The sequence below is a fragment of the Vibrio sp. 10N.222.52.B12 genome (genome assembly GCF_002875385.1).
GTDB classification, from domain to species: Bacteria; Pseudomonadota; Gammaproteobacteria; order Enterobacterales; family Vibrionaceae; genus Vibrio; species Vibrio jasicida.
Window position 1 is genome coordinate 35,735 of the sequence record NZ_MDAW01000132.1, and the last position, 21,117, is coordinate 56,851.

Consider the following 21,117-nt stretch of genomic DNA (forward strand, 5'->3'; position numbering starts at 1 on the left):
ATTATTTTTTTACGTTCAAACCAAAAAGCTCTAGTTTCCACTGACGGTCACCACGCTTTAAAGTTACAAATTCACTATTGATATTGGCTACTCGATATCCGTTAAGTTTCACGCCAGGCTCGACAATACGGTTATTCAAAATAGCGACACATTCAGTGTTCGGCTTACATACGATGCTATTGAGCGTTGGTAAGCGGTACTGTTTTGCTTTCGGTTTGGCTTGCGATTCTGTCGCTGTTTTTTGCCAGCCAAGAGGCGCTGTTGGATCTTGGTTGGCCCAACTAGAACCGGCTGCAACCACAAGAACAAGTGAGGTAATGAGTTTCTTAACCACCAATAAATTCCTCTCTAGAACCTAATGTGTACACTTCCAACACCAACTTCGCTTTTGGATACGCTTCAACTTTATAACTGAAGCTGCGCCAGTAGTAACTTGCTGGCAAGCTTTCTAATTTGGTCAAGTAGTTAGCGATAGCAAAGTAGTCACCTGTTAACTCCATACGCACTGGGTGCACGTAGTATCCGGAGTATTGCGACGCTTCTTTATCTTCCGTTATCGGCTCCGCAGGCAATGTCTGAAGCGACAATAAATGAATTCCGCTTTGCTGCTCTAATACACTTTCGAGCAAAGCTGCCATCTGTGAAGGTGTAATAAGATGTTCAATGATCTCTGAAAGCTGCATCGACAGATGTTGACTCTCAGTCAGCAATTGGGAAATTGCTTGATCAATCTCTGCGTTAGGATCCTTTTTCAATTGAGCCTGAATACGCAAAATGTCAATTTCGGTTTTTTGATTAGTCTGCTTCAAGTTACTCAAGAGTTTGTCGTTACTCACCACTTCATTGAGCTTTGGTTCCAGTACCAAAGTAAACAGCAGCATCACGACAGTGACCAATCCACATAATGCGATCAGAACTTTTTCGCGTGCGCTCATTTCATCAAAGCGCTCTTCTAAAGAAAGCCAGAATTCGTTCATTTTTCTTCTTTGCCTCCGCGCGTCTTCAATTCAAAAGTCACGATATTGTCGTCATTACGACCAATCTTCACATCATCAAAGGTACGACCAATTAAACTGATCTCATTCTTGAACTGGCTGACCCAATTGGGAACAGAACTTGGCGTTCTTGCCAGACCTTTTAAATCTAATGTGTTGTGGTCGATACGAATTTCAGACAAAGAAATATTATTGCTGCCAAGCTTAGCGAGCGATTGCATCACGCCCGAATAACCTGTGCGTTGGGAATCATCATATTTACCAACGGCTTTCAGTGAATCACGCTTGGCTTTTACTTCACGCTCCAGACGCGCTTTGGCAGCGAGTTTATTGGTGTCTGGTTGATGCTTGCGTAACTGAGCTTGGTAACGATCTAACTCAGATTTCATGATGTTGCCTTTGCTTTTTACAATGGCGATTTCATCTTCTACGCCATCACTTTGCCAAGTCACATAACCGTAAGAAAGGAAAATAACCGCGGCAGCCACACCCCAAGAAATCGCCACGTTTTTTAGCGTTAGCAGGTTCTTTTTCGGTTTTAAGAAATCTGGATACAGATTAACGCGTCGAGTATTAGACGTTGCTGCCGTATCGGCTAAGACATGGCCAGAAGGTTCATGATCTTCAGCCAATAATGCAGAAACCTTCGTGCTTAAACGATAGTTAAGTGACTCAACCAGTTCATTTTCATCTTCATCATCACAACATACTTTCAACTGATGCAATTGCACGTGGCGAAGTTGAGAAGAGAGGTAATCAATCGAGCGTTGCAACTCAAGAGATAGACTGTCCATCTGCAACTCGCTAGACGGCACACCTGTTAGTGGTGGGGTGACACTACGAATAGAGCGGTGGAATGCGATGGTATGCTCGACAAACGCACTGATGCGGAAGTGTCCTCGAGCACTGCGTTGAAGCAATAAAAAGTTGCCAAGTTCACCAGAAGTATCCCCCCAAACGTCATCTTCAGGAATGATCGCTTCCAAAGGCAATTGAACTCGACTTGCCAGCAATACCAACTTATCGAGGATCTTTCGTGATAAGACGTAAGCTTGAACTTTGTTTGAGTTAGGTAACTCAACCGCATCGGCAATGATGTCGATCGCACGTTCAGAGATCAGCTCTTTTAGCAAGAATGGTAGTGCAGCAGGCCACTCATTACGCGGCATCGCTGGCTTATCAATTTGATACATCTGATAGTAGTTGTGAGAAAGCACAACCGCTAAAGAATCGTAAGAGCTTGCAGCAACGCTTAACGCTTGCTCACATGCGCGCTCCCAATTCGATTCTGAGATCTCAAACTTGGATGGTCGACTGCTTTTAAGGGGTGATGATAAATAAACTGCGTCTGGCTGAATAACCAAAAAGCAAGTGCGACCACCGACCGATGATCGCTTGAGCTTGTCGAGTACTGCTTTAAAATCCATGATTATTATCTTTATTTTTTTCGCCAGCGATTTCTTCTTCCCAACTTCACTTGAGATTCAGATTGAGAAAGTTGCATTGATTCAGAGCGAGGAAGGTATTGCTCTTCTGAAGAGAAATAACGTCCTTGCCCACCGTGAACCCCCAATTCAATTAGGGTGTTCAGCTCGTGCTTATTCTCAATTCCCACTGCTATTATTTTTGTTTTACTGTTTGCGGCCGCACCCAACATACTGCGAACAAACAACTGGTTCTCATGTCTCTGGTCGATTTTTGTTACTAAGCTGCGATGTAGCTTGAGATAACGAATGTCCACTTCTTTTAAGTAATGCGTGCTGACGATAGTACGCCCCGCTTGCCCAATCATAAGGTGGCATTCTAAACCGGCCAGCATTTTAGCGACTGGTCGCATAAAGTCTAAGTGTCTTACAAATTGTGCTTCTACAAACTCAAAAATGAGACACTTTCTTTGCTCTCGTGACAACTGTAAGAGTTCATCACGGAACCATTTGAAATATTCTCGATGCCCAAAAGGAATCACATTGAGGTTAAGAACATACGTCTGACTACTATCGAAGTTGTGTTTAAAGTCTTTTAAGAATTTATTAACAACTGCGCGGTCCATTTGCGCTTCATAACCGACTTGTCGCACCGCTGAAATAAAACGAGACGCTTTCACAATTCCATTTTCTGGATCGCGAATCCGACATGTTAACTCGTCGTGCAAAGGTTTTTTATGCGCCACATCACTTATTAGATAGGCAGATTGTGCGTAGAGTATCACATTTTTAGATGTGAGTGCTGAATCAAATAACGTACGCCATCTCACACTCCCTCGAGCATCTTCATCATGATTCCACTTTTTAAAGCGGCTCCAGTTGTTATTGTTCTGTAACTGGGCACTACGTAACGCCGTCTCAGCCTCATCAATGATTTGGCTGTGACGCTCACCCTCTTTATAAGTTGTGATACCAATGTGGCACCAGTTATCCAACTCTAACGGATATGGCGGGTGAAGCTTTTCCAATTGGCGAATGCATTGAGAAGCTAAGTTAGCCACATCTTTTGCGGATTGATGAGGCAAGAAAAGTGCAAAATCGGCATTGTAGTAGCGAGAAAACACCACGTCAGGATAACGCTGAACTAAATTGGAAAGTAAGCTACCCACTTCCACAATAAACTCATCACAGGTTTGCTTGTCCTGCTCTTCTTCTACAAGTTTCCAGTCTTGGATTCGAATCAGCAGTACTGCACCGCGTGCACCACTTTCCAACAAGGCTGATTCCAACTTACTGTCAAACAACACTCGGTTCGCCGTTCCAGTAAGTTTATCGAGGAAAGTTTGAGTACGAATAAAGGTATCGAATCGGCTACGTTCTTGACGCGCATCCTGCAACTCTTCAATCAACACATCGAGCGCTTCACTCGCCGTGTAAGGCCATTCTCGCTCATCTCCCTTTGCATATTGTTCAACGCGGCCAGCCAAAATCATTCTGCCGCGCTCTTCAAGCATTTCGGAGCCTGCCAGTTGCTCTTTTAGCCAAGCAACACCGCGCATTAAACAGAAGATGATCAGAACTACAGCAAGCGTGATAGACCAAAGCGCTTGCATTGAGTAGCTGTAACCTAGATAGGGAGGAATAACCTTAAAGTAAATAACATAATCTTGGTTGTGAGTAAGTGGGTACTCTTGCTCAAACAACACTGAGCTGTCTATTTTATGGGTGGTGTCTTTGAAGCGGTAAACCACGGCATCATTCGCCGAGAGGGTCATCTCGACAATGTTGCTGGCTTGAAGCATTTTCGGCATCCAGCGCTGCATCGAGTATGCGGCATCAGGATCTTCCATCTCTTTATCAACAACCTCAACGATCCCTTCCAAATAATGGGTGAGATACTCTTGCCCTAGTCGTTTAAAAGAGAGGGTGCCGCCGACAAACAAGATAAACATTGCGCATATAACGATCATAGTGACAAAAGCCACCAGCCGCGTGCTTAGCTTAAGAGTTGGGGTATACCTCATGAATACCAAATTCCTTTTCTATTCATCATATACCTTATTGAAATATTTATACTTGATAAGCGTTCAGTAAACAATCGTATTCGTGTGAATGTGAGAGACTGAGGCGGAAAGAAACAAACCATCATTCGATATTTGAGAGTGAAGGTCTTCGAATTACAATTCGAAATGATTACAGTCCTTTCAGACAAACCATGAAAATAAAAAAGCCGCGAAATTCGCGGCCTTTTAAATGCAATCTTGAAGACTCTACTTAGAACGGAATGTCGTCGTCGAAGTCCATTGGTGGCTCGTTGTATTGCTGCTGTGGTTGCTGCGGAGCCTGTTGTTGAGGTTGCTGCTGTTGCTGTGGAGCGTTGTACTGCTGCTGAGCTGGTTGTTGAGGCTGACCCCAACCGCCTTGCTGTTGCTGCTGTTGACCACCCATAGGAGCGCCACCTTGAGCACGACCGCCTAGCATTTGCATTACACCGTTGAAGCCCTGAACAACCACTTCAGTAGTGTAACGGTCTTGACCACTTTGATCTTGCCATTTACGAGTTTGAAGTTGGCCTTCAACGTAAACTTGAGAACCTTTACGTAGGTACTCACCTGCTACTTCCGCCAACTTGCCGAATAGTGCAACACGGTGCCACTCTGTTTTTTCGCGCTGTTCGCCAGTCGCTTTATCACGCCATGACTCAGAAGTCGCAATCGTAATGTTTGCAACTGCACCGCCATTAGGCATGTAACGAATTTCAGGGTCGTTACCTAGATTCCCCACCAAAATAACTTTGTTAATTCCACGGCTGGCCATGATGTGCTCCGTTTCACTCTGGATATATATGTAAAATTTTAGCGCATAAGAATACACGCTTTGATGTTTTGATTAAAGCCTAATCCCATTGTGGGTTGTCATTGAAAGTTGTGGAATCGAAATCTCACTTCAACTCCAAGGCGTAGCATTTTTGATTCGTTTTGCAGACATCGTTTCGTGAACCTTTGAATCTCAACGCATTTCTTATTGAACCCTATGGCTCTGATTTATGTTTGATGCCAACGTATTCAGCGTTATGAATTCAAGGAGAAAAGACCGCGTGAAAAAATCGGCTTATGCGAGAAAACTGTTTCTGATCAGCATGGAAGACCATGCAGAGAAAAAAGTTGAAGACTTGGTCAAATACACTGACATTGATATTCCAGTGATCTCCACCGAAGCGCTTATGGAAGCCAATCCCAAACATCGTAATAAGATCTTAATGATCGATTTCAGTGAGCACAAATCCTTGGTTCAGTCGATTAAGAACCTTCCGTTAATATGGAAAAACTTTGAGACCGTCGTATTTAACGTCCCTAAGCGTTTAACTACAGATGAACTATTAGCGTTTGGTCAATTAAAGGGAGTCTTCTACCAAGAGAGCTCACTTGAGCAAATCGGAGAAGGGCTAAAAGGCATCGTAAACGGCCAAAATTGGTTGCCACGAAACGTAACCAGCCAACTTTTACATTACTATCGCAACGTCATAAACACACATACTGCGCCCGCTACTGTCGATTTGACTATTCGTGAACTGCAAGTATTACGCTGCCTTCAAGCAGGTGCATCAAATAATCAAATGGCTGAGGAGTTGTTTGTTAGCGAATTCACCATCAAGTCTCACTTGTATCAGATTTTCAAAAAACTGTCGGTTAAAAATCGCGTGCAAGCCATCGCTTGGGCTGATCAAAACTTGATGTCTTAACCAGCAGAGCAGCACAAAAATAATTAAAGGTGTGTTGCTCATGCTTCTTTGCACTTCCTGTCTCACATTTTTTCCTACTTAATTCATGATTCATATGCCGCTCTCATGTTAAAGTGTCGCTCAGATTCTTTATTAAAAAATTGAGAAAGGATATTCCCCCAATGATTAAAAAATGTCTGTTCCCTGCGGCGGGCTATGGTACGCGCTTCCTTCCGGCGACAAAGTCCATGCCAAAAGAGATGATGCCTGTAGTGAACAAGCCGCTAATTGAATACGGCGTTGAAGAAGCGATTCAAGCTGGTATGAATGGCATGTGTATCGTAACAGGTCGTGGCAAACACTCGATCATGGATCACTTCGATAAAAACTATGAGCTTGAGCACCAAATCAGCGGCACTAACAAAGAAGAACTGTTAGTCGACATTCGTGAAATCATTGACTCAGCTAACTTTACTTACATTCGTCAACGTGAAATGAAAGGCCTTGGCCATGCGATCCTAACGGGTCGTGAACTGATTGGTGACGAACCATTTGCCGTTGTACTTGCGGACGATCTTTGTGTGAATGAGCAAGAAGGCGTACTGGCTCAGATGGTGGCGTTGTTCAAACAGTTCCGCTGCTCAATCGTTGCGGTTCAAGAAGTACCAGAAGAAGAAACACACAAATACGGCGTTATCTCAGGTGAGATGATCAAAGATGATATCTACCGCGTAGACGACATGGTTGAGAAACCAGAGCAAGGTACAGCGCCAAGTAACCTAGCGATCATCGGTCGTTACATCCTGACGCCAGATATCTTCGAGCTAATCGAGAACACAGAACCAGGTAAAGGTGGTGAAATCCAAATTACTGACGCTCTGCTTAAACAAGCAAAAGCAGGCTGTGTATTGGCGTATAAATTCAAAGGTCAACGTTTTGACTGTGGTAGCGTAGAAGGCTACATCGAAGCCACTAACTACTGCTTCGAAAACCTTTATCTAAAGGATGAGAAAAAATCAGAGCTAGGTAAGCACGCAACTAAGAAAGAAGCGTAATCATACCCAAACTATTGATTATAAAGCCTGACTAACCGTCGGGCTTTTTCTTACTGTTTTTTTGTCCAGTATTCCCTTTGCACATTTCTCACACTATGTAATACTTGCGTGACTTGGTTATACATAGAGCAAAAACGATGGATAAAATAGAAGTTCGCGGTGCCCGCACCCATAACCTCAAAGACATCAACCTTACGATCCCCCGCGATAAACTGACTGTTATCACTGGTTTAAGTGGTTCTGGTAAATCTTCTCTCGCTTTCGATACCTTGTATGCGGAAGGCCAGAGACGTTACGTTGAGTCATTATCCGCTTACGCTCGTCAGTTTTTATCTCTTATGGAAAAGCCAGATGTCGATCATATCGAAGGCTTGTCTCCAGCTATCTCTATCGAGCAAAAATCGACGTCACACAACCCTCGCTCAACCGTCGGTACCATTACGGAAGTCTACGACTATCTGCGCCTGCTTTACGCTCGTGTTGGTGAACCTCGCTGCCCGACTCATCATACGCCGCTTGCCGCTCAAACCGTCAGCCAAATGGTCGACAAGGTTTTAGAGTTGCCAGAGGGCAGTAAAATGATGCTCCTTGCTCCTATCGTAAAAGAGCGAAAGGGTGAGCATGTTAAAACGCTAGAGAACCTCGCAGCACAAGGGTTTATTCGCGCACGCATCGACGGTGAAACTTGTGATCTTTCCGATCCACCGCCACTAGAGCTACATAAAAAACACACGATTGAGGTGGTTGTAGATCGCTTTAAAGTGCGTCCAGATTTGCAGCAACGTTTGGCAGAATCATTCGAAACCACATTAGAGCTTTCTGGTGGTATCGCAGTTGTTGCGCCAATGGATGGCGACGGTGAGGAAGTAATTTTCTCAGCAAACTTTGCCTGCCCACTTTGTGGTTACAGTATGCAAGAGCTTGAGCCTCGTTTGTTCTCATTCAACAACCCAGCTGGTGCTTGTGGCACTTGTGATGGTTTAGGTGTACAGCAATATTTCGATCCTAGTCGAGTGATTCAAGATGACTCGCTCAGCTTAGCGCAAGGGGCAATTCGAGGTTGGGATCAGAAAAATTACTACTACTTCCAAATGCTAACAGCCTTGGCGGATCATTATGGCTTTGACCTTCACGTTCCGTTTAACTCCTTACCGAAGAAGACCCAAGACATTATTCTTAAAGGTTCTGGGCGTACCGAGGTTGAGTTCAAGTACATTAACGATCGTGGTGATATCCGCGTTAAACGCCATCCATTCGAAGGAATCCTAAACACCCTTGAGCGTCGTTACCGCGATACCGAATCAAACTCAGTACGCGAAGAGCTTGCAAAATACATCTCAACCAAATCTTGCTCAAGCTGTGGTGGCACTCGTTTACGCCTTGAAGCTCGCAATGTTTTTATTGCCGATACAACATTGCCAGAGATCGTTGAACTCAGCATTGCGGATGCATTGGATTTCTTCCATACACTGAAGCTAGAAGGTCAACGCGCTCAAATCGCAGAAAAAGTGATGAAAGAAATCAATGACCGTCTGCAGTTCTTGGTTAACGTTGGTTTGAACTATCTAAACTTGTCACGCAGTGCAGAAACCCTCTCAGGTGGTGAGGCGCAACGTATTCGTCTAGCGAGCCAAATTGGTGCTGGTTTAGTGGGGGTAATGTACGTTCTGGATGAGCCATCAATAGGCCTCCACCAGCGCGATAATGAACGCCTATTGAAGACCTTGACCCATCTACGAGATTTAGGCAATACGGTATTAGTTGTTGAACACGATGAAGATGCTATTCGTTGTGCTGACCACGTAATCGATATTGGTCCCGGCGCAGGAGTGCACGGCGGTAACGTGGTCGCGGAAGGTACGATGGAAGACATCATCGCTAACCCGAACTCACTAACGGGTCAGTACTTAAGTGGCGCAAAAGAGATTGCGATCCCAACAAAGCGCACACCACGAGATCCAAAGAAAACGGTTGAGTTACTGGGCGCTACTGGTAATAACCTTAAGAATGTCGACCTTTCGATTCCAGTTGGTTTGTTTAGCTGTATTACGGGCGTATCAGGCTCAGGTAAGTCGACTCTGATCAACGATACCTTCTTTAAGATTGCTCATACTCAATTGAACGGTGCAACAACGGCGCACCCTTCACCTTATAAATCGGTCAAAGGTTTGGAGCATTTCGATAAAGTTATCGACATCGACCAGAGCCCAATAGGTCGAACGCCACGTTCAAACCCAGCGACTTACACGGGTATCTTTACCCCGATTCGTGAGTTGTTTGCAGGCACACAAGAATCGCGCTCTCGTGGCTACAAGCCGGGCCGTTTTAGCTTTAACGTGCGTGGCGGTCGCTGTGAAGCATGTCAGGGTGACGGTGTAATCAAAGTAGAAATGCACTTCCTACCCGACGTCTACGTTCCTTGTGACGTATGTAAGGGTAAGCGCTACAACCGTGAAACACTTGAAGTGCGTTACAAAGGCAAGACCATTGATGAAGTACTGGAAATGACTGTAGAAGATGCACGTACCTTCTTCGACCCTGTCCCAGCCATTGCTCGCAAACTGCAAACGCTAATGGATGTAGGTTTGTCTTACATTCGCTTAGGTCAGGCAGCAACCACGCTCTCTGGTGGTGAAGCACAACGTGTGAAACTAGCACGAGAACTCTCTAAGCGTGACACAGGTAAGACCTTGTACATTCTGGATGAGCCAACAACGGGCCTGCACTTCCACGACATTCAACAATTGCTGACCGTTTTACACCGCCTGCGTGACCACGGAAATACAGTCGTAGTTATTGAACATAACCTTGATGTCATTAAGACAGCAGACTGGATTATCGACTTAGGACCAGAAGGCGGCCAAGGTGGTGGTGAGATAATTGCACAAGGAACACCAGAAGATGTGTCTCAGATCGAAGGTTCACACACAGCTCGCTTCCTTAAGCCTATGTTGAAGTAGAAAAAACAGGTAAAGTACAAAGACCAGCCATTGCTGGTCTTTTTTCATTCAAAACAACACAATAACTATGGCTACTATACACGTCAGTGGAACCAAGCTTTCTCCAGGTAAAGTGCAAGTTCCTCTTAATCGCAAGTTCCTCATCACGCTAGCAGCACTCTTTTTGCTGGCGATGCACTTTTTTATGCCAAATCCGGGCGGTTCAGGGCTAGCATTGTCTTTTAACGCAACCACGTGGATGGCGTTCAGCTTTGCGCTCGGGATCGGCTGCTACCAACTTGCGACCAACCGTGTATTACGCTATTCCAAATTAACGATTGGTCTGTTGATTAGCTGCATCATCATGACATTGCCTATCTTTTATCCAAATGCGGATAGCGCACTGGCAGCGAATAAATTAATTGGCCTGTGGTGCGGCATGCTGTTTTTTATTGTGTTGCAGCAATTCCATTTCAGTAACAAACATCGCCAACGTTTACTGTGGTTTATCGTTCTTGCGGCTGTGATAGAGGCTCTATTTGGCCTCACTCAATACCTTTACCTCAAGCCAGGTAACGTATTTGGGTACGACACTGTTGCTAATCGTCCTTATGGTATATTCCAACAGCCCAATGTCATGGCGAGTTTTCTTGCGACAGGCTTAGTGATCGCAAGTTATCTGCTTGTCCGTCAACCTTATAAATACTCGCGTAAGCTTAGCGATATCTATCTGCTTTATGCTGTGCCAGTACTTACCCTGCCGCTGATTGTCGCATTGGCATCTCGAACAGGGTGGCTTGCTTCTATCATCGCGATCCTATTAGTCATTCCGTACATGTACCGCTTCGCAACTAAAGCTAGGTTCGTACGTTGGGTAGTTGCAATGGCAACAGGTTTGGCTTTATCTATTGTGATCATGCAGATCGCTTTTCCTGATGGTAGCGGATTAGCCAGTGAAAAAGTGAACATGGAATCTCCGAGAGCTTACACCTTCCCACAAACGCTCGATATGGTGATTGAAAAACCATTTACTGGTTACGGTTATGGTAAATTTGAATCGGAATACATGCTCTATACGGCTCGCCAACACGCTCTAAATGAGAGTTACCCTGCGGGTTTACCATCGATGGATCACCCACATAACGAACTCTTGTATTGGTCTGTAGAAGGCGGGTTGTTACCAATCTTGGGGATTTTCCTCGCGATGGCGTTAGTGCTACACCGAATCTATCAGGCCAAACGAGGGACACGTCTAGCCTTACTCGCCCTCTTCATCCCTATCATCCTCCATTCACAGCTAGAGTATCCGTTTTACCACTCGCTGGTGCATTGGATCATCTTCATAATCCTACTGTACTGGGTTGACCAGCGAGTCTCTCGCTACCGTCAGGCACCTTTTAGCCGAGTGACTAAGAGTTTACTTCGTGTTTGCAGCTTAGTAATTCCAGTCGTATTCAGCTTTTATATGGTGAGTGCTCTGCATACCAACTACGTATTAACTAAGTTTGAGACCACGCGCCCAACCAATCCGGACATCCTGAATCAGGTGACAAACCCTGTAGTTTGGAAAGATCGTTTCGACTGGGATGTATACAGTACTTTCTTGAATATTGGATTGTACAAGCAAGATCCAACCTTGATTCAGCCTTACATTGATTGGTCTTTGGAGATAATTAAAGATAAGCCCCGTCCAGCGTTCTACAACAACCTAATCCTTGCATATCAAGGACTGGATGATACGAGCAAGGCAGAGCAAATCCGTGCAGAGGCACAATTCTTGTTTCCTAAGGTTGATTTCAGTGGCGTCAATTATCAACCGCCTTCTCAAGCCGTATCAGCTTCACCAACGCCAGCTTCTGGTGCTGATCAATAAACATAAAAAAGCGAAGGGATGACCTTCGCTTTTCTTTATCTCGTTGTCGAATCATTTTACTCAGTCAGCGATTCTTCTAAAGCACGCAAACACAAAGCAACATTTTCAGGTCGAGCACCATAGCCCATCAAACCAATTCGCCATGCTTTGCCGGCAAGCGCTCCCAAGCCCGCACCAATCTCAAGGTTGTAGGTTTCAAGGAGATGATGACGCACTTTAGCTTCATCAATGCCCTCTGGAACATAAATCGCGTTAAGTTGTGGTAAGCGGTACTCTTCTTCTACCACAAATTCAAAACCCAACTTCTGTAATCCTGCTTTTAGCTTCTCATGCATCAATTGATGGCGTGCCCACGCATTTTCTAAGCCTTCGTTCTTCAGGATAAGTAGTGCCTCATGAAGTGCATATAAGCTGTTCACTGGTGCTGTATGGTGATAGCTGCGTTTGCCCTCTCCACTCCAGTAACCTAATACTAAGCTTTGATCCAAGAACCAGCTTTGAACCGGTGTCTTTCTGGCTTGAATCTTCTCTATGGCAGCAGGAGAAAGCGTCACAGGTGATAACCCCGGTACACACGACAAGCACTTCTGACTTCCTGAGTACACAGCATCCAACTGCCACTCATCAACCTTAAGAGGCACACCACCGAGTGATGTCACCGCATCCACAATCGATAATAAACCGTATTGTTTGGCTAGCTTACTCAACGTTTGAGCATCACTTACTGCCCCTGTCGATGTTTCTGCATGAACAAAAGCAAGGATCTTCGCATCAGGGTTCTGCTTTAACGCTTCTGCAACTTTATTAACCGATACTGGCGTGCCCCACTCATCATCCACAACAACTGCTTCACCACCAGCACGGACTACGTTTTCACGCATGCGCTCACCGAAAACACCATTGCGACAGACGATAACTTTGTCACCCTTTTCAATCAGGTTGACGAAACACGTTTCCATGCCCGCACTGCCCGGAGCAGAAACGGCGATGGTGAATTCGTTCTCAGTTTGGAAGGCGTATTTGAGCAGTTGTTTTAGCTCATCCATCATCGCAATAAAAAGCGGGTCTAGATGGCCAACCGCTGGGCGGCTCAAGGCTTGCAAAACTTGAGGTGAAATATCAGATGGACCAGGTCCCATCAGAATACGATGTGGGGGAATAAAGCTTTGGATCGGCATGTCAGCTCCTTGATTGCAGTCATTCATCCTGAGCGTTATAAAAATTCTATTTAAAAGGTTGGCTCAGGTATCGAACTTTTCACCCTAATAGATTTTTTCTCTATCGGCAATTAGCCCTAAGTATAGAGGTCAAACCACTGTCACAAATTCGTTAATAAAAACTTTCATTCTGGTTGGAGATATTGGTTGACATTATGACAACAAAACCGTTCAATGTTTGAGCTTTATGCAGAAGAGGAGCACTGCCCAGGCAGGTGATTTGTGGAGCCGCAATTCCAATACCAATCACTCAGGGGGAGTAGTGCCGAGGTAAGTCAAAGTTGCAGGATTTGGCTTATCGGTTGACTTGGGTTGAGTCCCATCAACTGTCATCAGCGCAGTCTGATGAAGGGCTTCTGAGGGTAAATTTTCAAATTACATTCTAAATACCTCTCTATTTGCTCTGTTCCTTTCCTCACCAAAACATTGGATGTATTGGCAACCAATTGATGTTGTTATTTTTTAGGAAGTCGTGGGAGAACGCAGTGAGCGCATTTAACGTAGCGAAATTCGGTGGAACCAGTGTTGCCAACTTTGAGGCAATGAGCCGTTGTGCCACCATTATAGAAAACAATCCAAATACCCGCCTTGTCGTGAGTAGTGCTTGTTCTGGCGTGACCAACCTTTTGGTCGAACTAGCAAACGGTGTTCAGGACCAAGAACATCGCGCTAAAGTGCTGCAAAAATTAGCCGATATTCATGAATCAATTTTATCTCGATTAGAAGATGCTACTAAAGCGGCTGCCGAGGTTTACGAGATTCTAGATACAGTCACAAGCCTTGCAGAAGCGGCCTCTATTCAAGCAAGCACCAAACTGACTGACCATTTAGTGGCATGTGGCGAGCTGATGTCGACTCATATTCTTGCTCAGTTAATGCGTGAAAGAGGCATCAACGCCGCTCGTTTTGATATTCGAGATATTTTAAAAACAGATGGCAACTTTGGCCGCGCAGAACCACAACTAGCAAGTATTTCAATGCTAGCGCAAGAACAGCTGGTTCCTCTTTGCCAAAAACATGTCGTCATTACACAGGGCTTTATTGGCTCAGATGAAGAAGGCAACACCACGACATTGGGTCGCGGTGGTAGTGACTACAGCGCAGCTTTGATTGCTGAAGGTGTTAAAGCCGCGGGCTTAGAGATCTGGACTGACGTTCCGGGCATTTACACTACCGACCCACGAATAGCCCCCAAAGCGTCACCAATTCCTGAGATCAGCTTTAGCGAAGCATCAGAGATGGCAAACTTCGGTGCGAAGATCCTTCACCCTTCTACTCTGGTACCAGCACTCCGTCACGATATTCCGGTCTTCGTTGGCTCTTCTAAAGAGCCAGAAAAAGGTGGTACGTGGATTCGACACCAAGTAGAGAGCTCACCGCTATTCCGAGCCCTTGCTCTTCGTTGCAATCAAACTATGGTCACTCTGCGCAGCGTGAACATGTTCCATGCTTACGGATTCTTAGCGAAAGTGTTCGAGATCCTGGCTAAACACAAGATCTCGGTGGACTTGATCACCACATCTGAAATCAGTGTGTCACTCACTCTCGATCAAACAGACACATCAGGTGGTGCTCCGCAGCTACCACAGGCAGTACGCGAAGAGCTCGAAGAATTGTGTACAGTAGAAGTTGAGCACGACCTCTGTTTAGTCGCTCTGATTGGTAACAACATGAGCGAGAGCAAAGGCTATGCTAAGCAAGTCTTCGGAACACTAGAGGACTTCAACTTACGTATGATTTGTTACGGTGCAAGCCCACATAACTTATGTTTCCTTGTTCATGAGTCTGTATCACGACAAGCTATTCAGAAACTGCACACAGAGCTATTCGAGCAATAATCGCTACTAAATACTATGGACAAATAAAACAAAGGGCTGCACGTAGCAGCCCTTTTCTTTTGCGTGTGGATCGATTTAACCGTTAATATTTGGACCGAGCCACTTTTCAGCCTCGATCCTATCCCAGCCCTTGCGATCAGCGTAACTTAGCATCTGATCCTCTTGGATCTGAGCGATCGCAAAATAACGTGAGTCTGGATGGGAGAAGTACCACCCAGAAACAGAGGCTCCTGGATACATCGCATAGCTCGAGGTCAAAGACATACCAATATTCTCTTCAACATTCATCAATTCCCAAAGAGGTCCTTTCTCGGTATGTTCAGGGCATGCTGGATAACCTGGAGCAGGTCGAATACCTTGGTACTTTTCACGAATCAGGTCTTCATTAGAGAGTGCTTCTTCTACCGCGTAGCCCCAAATTTCTTTACGTACTCGTTCATGCAGACACTCAGCAAATGCTTCTGCCAGACGATCCGCAACCGCTTGAATCATAATAGCGTTGTAATCATCGCCTTGTGCTTTGTATTCATCTGCGAGTTCACGCTCACCAATTCCACCAGTCACTGCAAATGCGCCAATCCAATCTTTTTTACCCGACTCTTTCGGAGCAACATAATCAGAAAGGCAATAGTTGAACCCTTTTGGTTTCTCGGTCTGCTGACGTAAATTGAGCAAAACTTTCGCTACTTCGGTACGTGATTCATCTGTGTAGACTTCGATATCATCACCAACACTCGCCGCGGGGAACAAACCACACATACCACGAGCCTTAAGCAATCCTTTACGTTCAACTCGATCCAGCAAATCATTTGCATCTTTAAACAAACGCTTCGCCTCTTCGCCAACCTCTGAGTGTTTAAAAATGGTCGGGTACTTACCAACGAGAGACCACGTCATAAAGAAAGGCGTCCAATCGATGTACTGACGCAATGTCGCAATATCGAAGTCGTCAAAAACATGGATACCTGGCTTAACGGGTGCTGGCGGTGTGTAAACGTCCCAATCAATAGCAACCTTATTGGCACGAGCTTCTTCTAAAGTGACCGGCTTGGTTCTTGGCTTTTTGCGGTTGTGTTGATCACGGACACGAACGTAATCCTCATCCAGCTTCTCCACAAACGCAGGACGAAGTTCATCAGACAACAATGATGTACATACTCCAACCGCCCGCGAAGCATTATTCACATACACCACTGGGTTCTTGTAGTTTTGTTCAATCTTAACCGCAGTATGCGCTTTTGACGTCGTTGCACCGCCAATCAAGAGTGGCAAATCAAAATCAAGACGCTCCATCTCTTTTGCTACGTGAACCATTTCATCAAGAGAAGGGGTGATAAGGCCTGATAAACCAATAATGTCGACATTCTCTTCTTTCGCTACTTTGAGGATCTTTTCGCACGGTACCATGACACCAAGGTCAATGATTTCGTAGTTGTTACACTGCAAAACTACACCAACGATATTCTTGCCGATATCGTGAACGTCACCTTTCACCGTCGCGAGCAAGATTTTGCCATTCGATGAGCCCGCTTGCTTTTCTTTGTTAATGAAAGGCTCAAGGTGGGCAACCGCTTGTTTCATTACACGAGCAGACTTAACAACTTGCGGAAGGAACATCTTACCTTCCCCAAACAAGTCACCAACCACGTTCATGCCATCCATGAGAGGGCCTTCAATCACTTCTAATGGCTTAGAGGCATTTAAACGGGCCTCTTCTGTGTCTTCGACAATAAACTCCGTGATGCCCTTTACCAGCGCATGCTCTAAACGTTTTTCTACTGGCCAAGTACGCCACTCTAGAGCCGAAGCATCTTCTTCTTTGCCAACACCCTTTCCTGCATATTCAGCGGCGATATCAAGTAGTCGCTCAGTTGAATCATCACGACGGTTGAGAACCACATCTTCTACCGCTTCACGCAATTTGTCAGGAACGTTATCGTAGATTTCTAGCTGACCCGCGTTAACGATACCCATGTCCATGCCATTTTTAAAACAGTGGTACAGGAATACCGCATGAATCGCTTCACGAACGTAGTTATTACCGCGGAATGAGAAGGAAACGTTAGAGACACCACCAGAGATCATCGCATGAGGTAAGTCGCGTTTGATATCAGCCACTGCTTCGATGAAGTCCACTGCGTAATTGTTGTGTTCTTCAATACCCGTCGCGACAGCAAAAATATTTGGATCAAAGATAATGTCTTCTGGCGGGAAGCCAACTTCATCAACAAGGATTCGATACGCATTGGTACAAATTTCAAGTTTACGTTCTCGTGTTTCCGCCTGACCAAGTTCATCAAATGCCATCACAATAACGGCCGCACCATAACGACGGATCAACTTCGCTTGTTCAACAAACTTCTCCCTCCCTTCTTTCAAAGAGATAGAGTTAACAATGCCTTTGCCTTGAATACACTTCAAGCCAGCCTCGATAACCTCCCACTTAGAAGAGTCAACCATGATTGGTACTTTTGATATCTCTGGCTCAGATGCACATAGATTAAGGAAGCGAACCATACAGGCTTCAGCATCCAACATACCTTCATCCATGTTGATATCGATAATCTGAGCCCCGTTCTCTACTTGTTGACGAGCTACTTCAAGGGCTTCATCGTAGAGCTCTTCTTTGATCAGGCGTTTAAAACGAGCAGAGCCAGTTACGTTCGTGCGCTCACCCACGTTGATAAACAAGGTTTCTTTTTCAATCGTTAGTGGCTCAAGACCTGATAAGCGGCAAGCAACGGTAAGATCAGGTAACTCTCGAGGCTTCACCCCCTCAACTGCCATTGCCATGTGACGGATGTGTTCTGGTGTCGTACCACAACAACCACCAATTAAATTTAAGAAACCACTCTCTGCCCACTCTTTAACATGTTCAGCCATATCTTCAGGTGAAAGATCATATTCACCAAATGCGTTCGGCAAACCCGCATTTGGATGAGTAGAGAGAAAGGATTCAGATATACGTGATAACTCTTCTACATACGGTCGCAATTCGTCAGGCCCAAGTGCACAGTTCAAACCGAACGAAAGAGGATTCACATGGCGTAACGAATTATAGAAAGCTTCGGTTGTTTGCCCAGATAGTGTTCGTCCAGACGCGTCCGTAATCGTGCCTGAAATCATAACTGGAAGTTTAAATCCCAGCTCTTCAAAGACGGAATCAACTGCAAAAGCACAAGCTTTGGCATTCAACGTATCAAAGATCGTCTCGATCAGAATAAGGTCAGAACCACCTTTAATTAAGGCGTGAGTTGACTCGGAATAAGCTTCAACTAGCTCATCAAACAAAACATTACGATAACCAGGGTCATTTACGTCAGGAGAGATAGAACAAGTACGGTTGGTTGGGCCAAGTACACCGGCAACATAACGCGGACGGTCAGGAGTCTTTGCCGTCCATTCATCAGCGGCTTCACGGGCCAGCTTAGCAGCCGCGAAGTTAATCTCTTCACTGAGACCTTCCATATCATAATCCGCCATCGCGATGGTCGTGGCGTTGAAGGTATTGGTCTCTAAAATATCAGCACCTGCTTCTAAATAAGCAGTGTGTATCTCTTTTATCAATTGAGGCTGACTAAGCACCAACAAATCGTTGTTGCCTTTTAGATCGCAATGCCAATCGGCAAAGCGCTCTCCTCGATAATCTTGCTCTTCAAGTTTGTAACCCTGAATCATGGTGCCCATACCACCATCGATCAGAAGAATACGTTGCTTTAACTGAGCTTCAATCTGTTGTCTTACATTACTTCCCACAGTACAGCCTCATTCCTTTTGTTATTTCTCCATCCTATCACACAAGCAACAGGAGTCTAGACGTCTAAAATAGGAATTGTAATTATTTTGTATTGTCTCGAGTTACAAAATAATCACGAAAAAATGTTTGCTATTTAGACAACATCGGCCGAGAATTCCATTCATAAAATGTTACAAATAGAGAGCTCTATGTCGGTCTATCATACTTTATGTTTTCTATCCGCGGCAGCAATGGTTATCGCCTTTGTAAACAGCAAGATAGGAAAGATGCAAACGACCATCGCCATTACCGCTGGTTCGATGATCCTTTCACTTCTCATTCTAATCGCAGGTCAAAACGATTGGTTTCATCTTACTGAGATTGCCACAGAAACCGTCACCAGCATAAATTTCGAAGATTTTCTTCTGAAAGGCATACTCGGCTTCCTGCTTTTTGCCGGTGGTTTGGGTATCAAACTTCCCAACCTTAAAGATCAAAAGTGGGAAATTACGGTACTCGCTTTAGGTGCAACGCTCTTCTCCACATTCTTCATTGGTTTTGTTCTTTACGGTTTTTGCCAAGTTATTGGTATTCAGTTTGACCTTGTTTACTGCTTACTGTTTGGCGCACTTATCTCTCCAACCGACCCGATTGCGGTTCTCGCTATTGTGAAGAAATTGGACGCTCCAAGACGCATTTCAACACAAATTGAAGGCGAGTCTCTGTTTAACGATGGTTTCGGTCTCGTTATCTTCGTCACTCTATTCACGATCGCATTTGGTACAGAAGCCCCGACGGTTGGTAGCGTAACCCTTCTATTCATCCAAGAAGCAATTGGCGGTATTGTTTACGGCTTCGTATTAGGGTTAGTTTTCCACTACTTGATTAGTGCGACCGATGACCACTCCATGGAACTATTATTAACGATTGGCGTTCCTACAGCAGGTTATGCTCTAGCTGAATATCTCCATGTTTCAGGACCACTTGCAATGGTAGTTTCTGGCATCATGATTGGTAACTGGACTCGCTTTATCGGCTTCTCAAAAGAAAGTGAAGACCACCTAGACCATTTCTGGGAGTTGGTCGACGAATTCTTGAATGGTGTACTATTCCTTCTAATCGGTATGTCGATGTTGCTATTCGAATTCCATAAAGAAGACTGGATTATGATGGCGATATCTGTGCCGCTAGTACTTGGTGCCCGCTACCTAAGTGTCTTTATTCCTTATATTGGCTTTAAACGCTACAGAAAGTACAACCCATGGTCCGTGAAGATTCTAACTTGGGGTGGATTACGTGGAGGTCTAGCTTTAGCAATGGCACTATCAATTCCATCAGGTATTTTAGTCATCCCAGAAAAACTGATTGATGTGAAAGAGATCATCATGGTGATGACCTACTCTGTTGTAGTTTTCTCGATCCTTATTCAAGGCTCAACGATAACGCCAATGATTGAGAAAGCGAAGCAAGCAGAGAAAGAAATGGAAGCCGAAGCTTCTGTTGCTAAGCATGAAACTAAAGTCTCTCAAGAATAAACTCTCTTATAATTGAAAAATTAGGCAGCCGATTGGCTGCCTTTTTTATGCCTGAACCAAGCAGCTATTAATAGAATAGACTGGCTGATTTCCCTCAAACATCGCCACGCTCTGATATCCTTCCAATATCAACAAACTCCAGTCAATACTAAAAACTCAAATTAAAACAATCCTCAAGATCCCTAGCTACACTAAGGTTGAATCGGTCGATGCTTAGTTTCAAGACTAAGTAAGATTTGGGCACAAAATACAACAGCTCGTTTACAGGCAGAATATGGCACAACATTGAACCCGATAGAGTAAGGCTATGAAAATATCATGTAGCAAACCAGAGCATTACGAACTACACCAATATTGCAGACGAGGTGTGATATGCATGGAGTTAACTCTTGGAAAGTGATGATGGAGTGGCAAATATGTGCAAAAGATAATGGATTAACCTGGCCAGTAATCTGACAGATTGGTATGGCACTAGCAGCCCACAACAAGCAACGAAGAAATTTGTGGATGCCAGAGTTGTTATTTCTAGCAAGACTTTCAAATAAGTGGCGGAGCGGCGGGCTTACACACAAGCGAGACTCATGCACCGATAGGTGAATTGAGTTGTTAAATACGAAAAAGCCCCAGCATTTCTGCTGGGGCTTTTGTCTGAATAAGTGGCGGAGCGGACGGGACTCGAACCCGCGACCCCCGGCGTGACAGGCCGGTATTCTAACCAACTGAACTACCGCTCCGCACTGGTTAGACCTAAAGTCTAAATTTAAAGCCTGGCGATGTCCTACTC

13 protein-coding genes, 1 tRNA gene and 1 riboswitch are annotated in these 21,117 nt (G+C 44.9%); of the genes, 6 read left to right on the forward strand and 8 right to left on the reverse strand.

From position 1 onward, the window contains the following. Position 1: 1 nt before the first annotated feature. The 5 genes from BCT11_RS17865 to BCT11_RS17885 all read right to left on the reverse strand — a co-directional run bounded on the left by BCT11_RS17865 (position 2) and on the right by BCT11_RS17885 (position 5,236). The gene (locus BCT11_RS17865; protein WP_102388884.1) at positions 2-334 is read right to left on the reverse strand and encodes an MSHA biogenesis protein MshK; all 333 of its coding nucleotides are present in this window, start codon (positions 332-334) and stop codon (positions 2-4) included. Then, on the reverse strand, positions 327-977 hold the full coding sequence (gene gspM, locus BCT11_RS17870) for a type II secretion system protein GspM (protein ID WP_038864576.1): 651 nt from the start codon (positions 975-977) through the stop codon (positions 327-329). Before gspM ends, BCT11_RS17865 begins: the two co-directional genes overlap by 8 nt. Next, on the reverse strand, positions 974-2,422 hold the full coding sequence (locus BCT11_RS17875; protein ID WP_038864577.1) for an MSHA biogenesis protein MshI: 1,449 nt from the start codon (positions 2,420-2,422) through the stop codon (positions 974-976). The genes gspM and BCT11_RS17875 overlap by 4 nt, the downstream gene beginning before the upstream one ends. 11 nt (positions 2,423-2,433) lie before the next feature. Then, entirely contained in the window at positions 2,434-4,443 is a 2,010-nt protein-coding gene (gene csrD / locus BCT11_RS17880) for an RNase E specificity factor CsrD (protein ID WP_038864578.1), read from the reverse strand. A gap of 250 nt (positions 4,444-4,693) precedes the next feature. Further along, on the reverse strand, positions 4,694-5,236 hold the full coding sequence (locus BCT11_RS17885) for a single-stranded DNA-binding protein (RefSeq protein ID WP_038864580.1): 543 nt from the start codon (positions 5,234-5,236) through the stop codon (positions 4,694-4,696). Between the two features lie 280 nt (positions 5,237-5,516). Here BCT11_RS17885 and BCT11_RS17890 point away from each other — a divergent pair, with 280 nt between their 5' ends. The 4 genes from BCT11_RS17890 to BCT11_RS17905 all read left to right on the forward strand — a co-directional run bounded on the left by BCT11_RS17890 (position 5,517) and on the right by BCT11_RS17905 (position 12,007). Continuing rightward, the gene (locus BCT11_RS17890) at positions 5,517-6,161 is read left to right on the forward strand and encodes a LuxR C-terminal-related transcriptional regulator (protein ID WP_038864583.1); all 645 of its coding nucleotides are present in this window, start codon (positions 5,517-5,519) and stop codon (positions 6,159-6,161) included. A gap of 161 nt (positions 6,162-6,322) precedes the next feature. Next, a complete protein-coding gene (galU, locus tag BCT11_RS17895; protein WP_038864585.1) occupies positions 6,323-7,195 on the forward strand; it encodes a UTP--glucose-1-phosphate uridylyltransferase GalU in 873 nt (290 codons plus the stop codon). A gap of 137 nt (positions 7,196-7,332) precedes the next feature. Beyond that, positions 7,333-10,155, forward strand: coding sequence for an excinuclease ABC subunit UvrA (uvrA, locus tag BCT11_RS17900; protein ID WP_038864588.1), 2,823 nt, complete (start codon positions 7,333-7,335; stop codon positions 10,153-10,155). Between the two features lie 67 nt (positions 10,156-10,222). Further along, positions 10,223-12,007 carry a PglL family O-oligosaccharyltransferase gene (locus tag BCT11_RS17905; protein WP_042605758.1) on the forward strand — a complete coding sequence of 595 codons (1,785 nt, stop codon included), beginning with the start codon at positions 10,223-10,225 and terminating at the stop codon, positions 12,005-12,007. Positions 12,008-12,063: 56 nt separating this feature from the next. On the opposite strand, the gene BCT11_RS17910 is transcribed toward BCT11_RS17905, so the two are convergent. Then, a complete protein-coding gene (locus BCT11_RS17910) occupies positions 12,064-13,185 on the reverse strand; it encodes an alanine--glyoxylate aminotransferase family protein (protein ID WP_042605757.1) in 1,122 nt (373 codons plus the stop codon). A gap of 224 nt (positions 13,186-13,409) precedes the next feature. Next, a riboswitch (Lysine riboswitch) is annotated at positions 13,410-13,588 on the forward strand. A 121-nt stretch (positions 13,589-13,709) separates the two neighbouring features. Between BCT11_RS17910 and lysC the strand changes: the two genes are divergently transcribed. Next, positions 13,710-15,062 carry a lysine-sensitive aspartokinase 3 gene (gene lysC / locus BCT11_RS17920; protein ID WP_038879751.1) on the forward strand — a complete coding sequence of 451 codons (1,353 nt, stop codon included), beginning with the start codon at positions 13,710-13,712 and terminating at the stop codon, positions 15,060-15,062. Positions 15,063-15,137: 75 nt separating this feature from the next. Here lysC and metH read toward each other — a convergent pair whose 3' ends face one another. Continuing rightward, positions 15,138-18,818 (reverse strand): methionine synthase, encoded by a 3,681-nt coding sequence (gene metH / locus BCT11_RS17925; RefSeq protein ID WP_102388885.1) that lies wholly within the window; start codon positions 18,816-18,818, stop codon positions 15,138-15,140. Between the two features lie 189 nt (positions 18,819-19,007). Here metH and BCT11_RS17930 point away from each other — a divergent pair, with 189 nt between their 5' ends. Then, positions 19,008-20,333 (forward strand): sodium:proton antiporter, encoded by a 1,326-nt coding sequence (locus BCT11_RS17930; protein WP_038864598.1) that lies wholly within the window; start codon positions 19,008-19,010, stop codon positions 20,331-20,333. A gap of 657 nt (positions 20,334-20,990) precedes the next feature. Here the strand turns inward: BCT11_RS17930 and BCT11_RS17935 are convergent. Next, positions 20,991-21,067: transfer RNA gene (locus BCT11_RS17935), tRNA-Asp, on the reverse strand. Between the last annotated feature and the right edge of the window lie 50 nt (positions 21,068-21,117).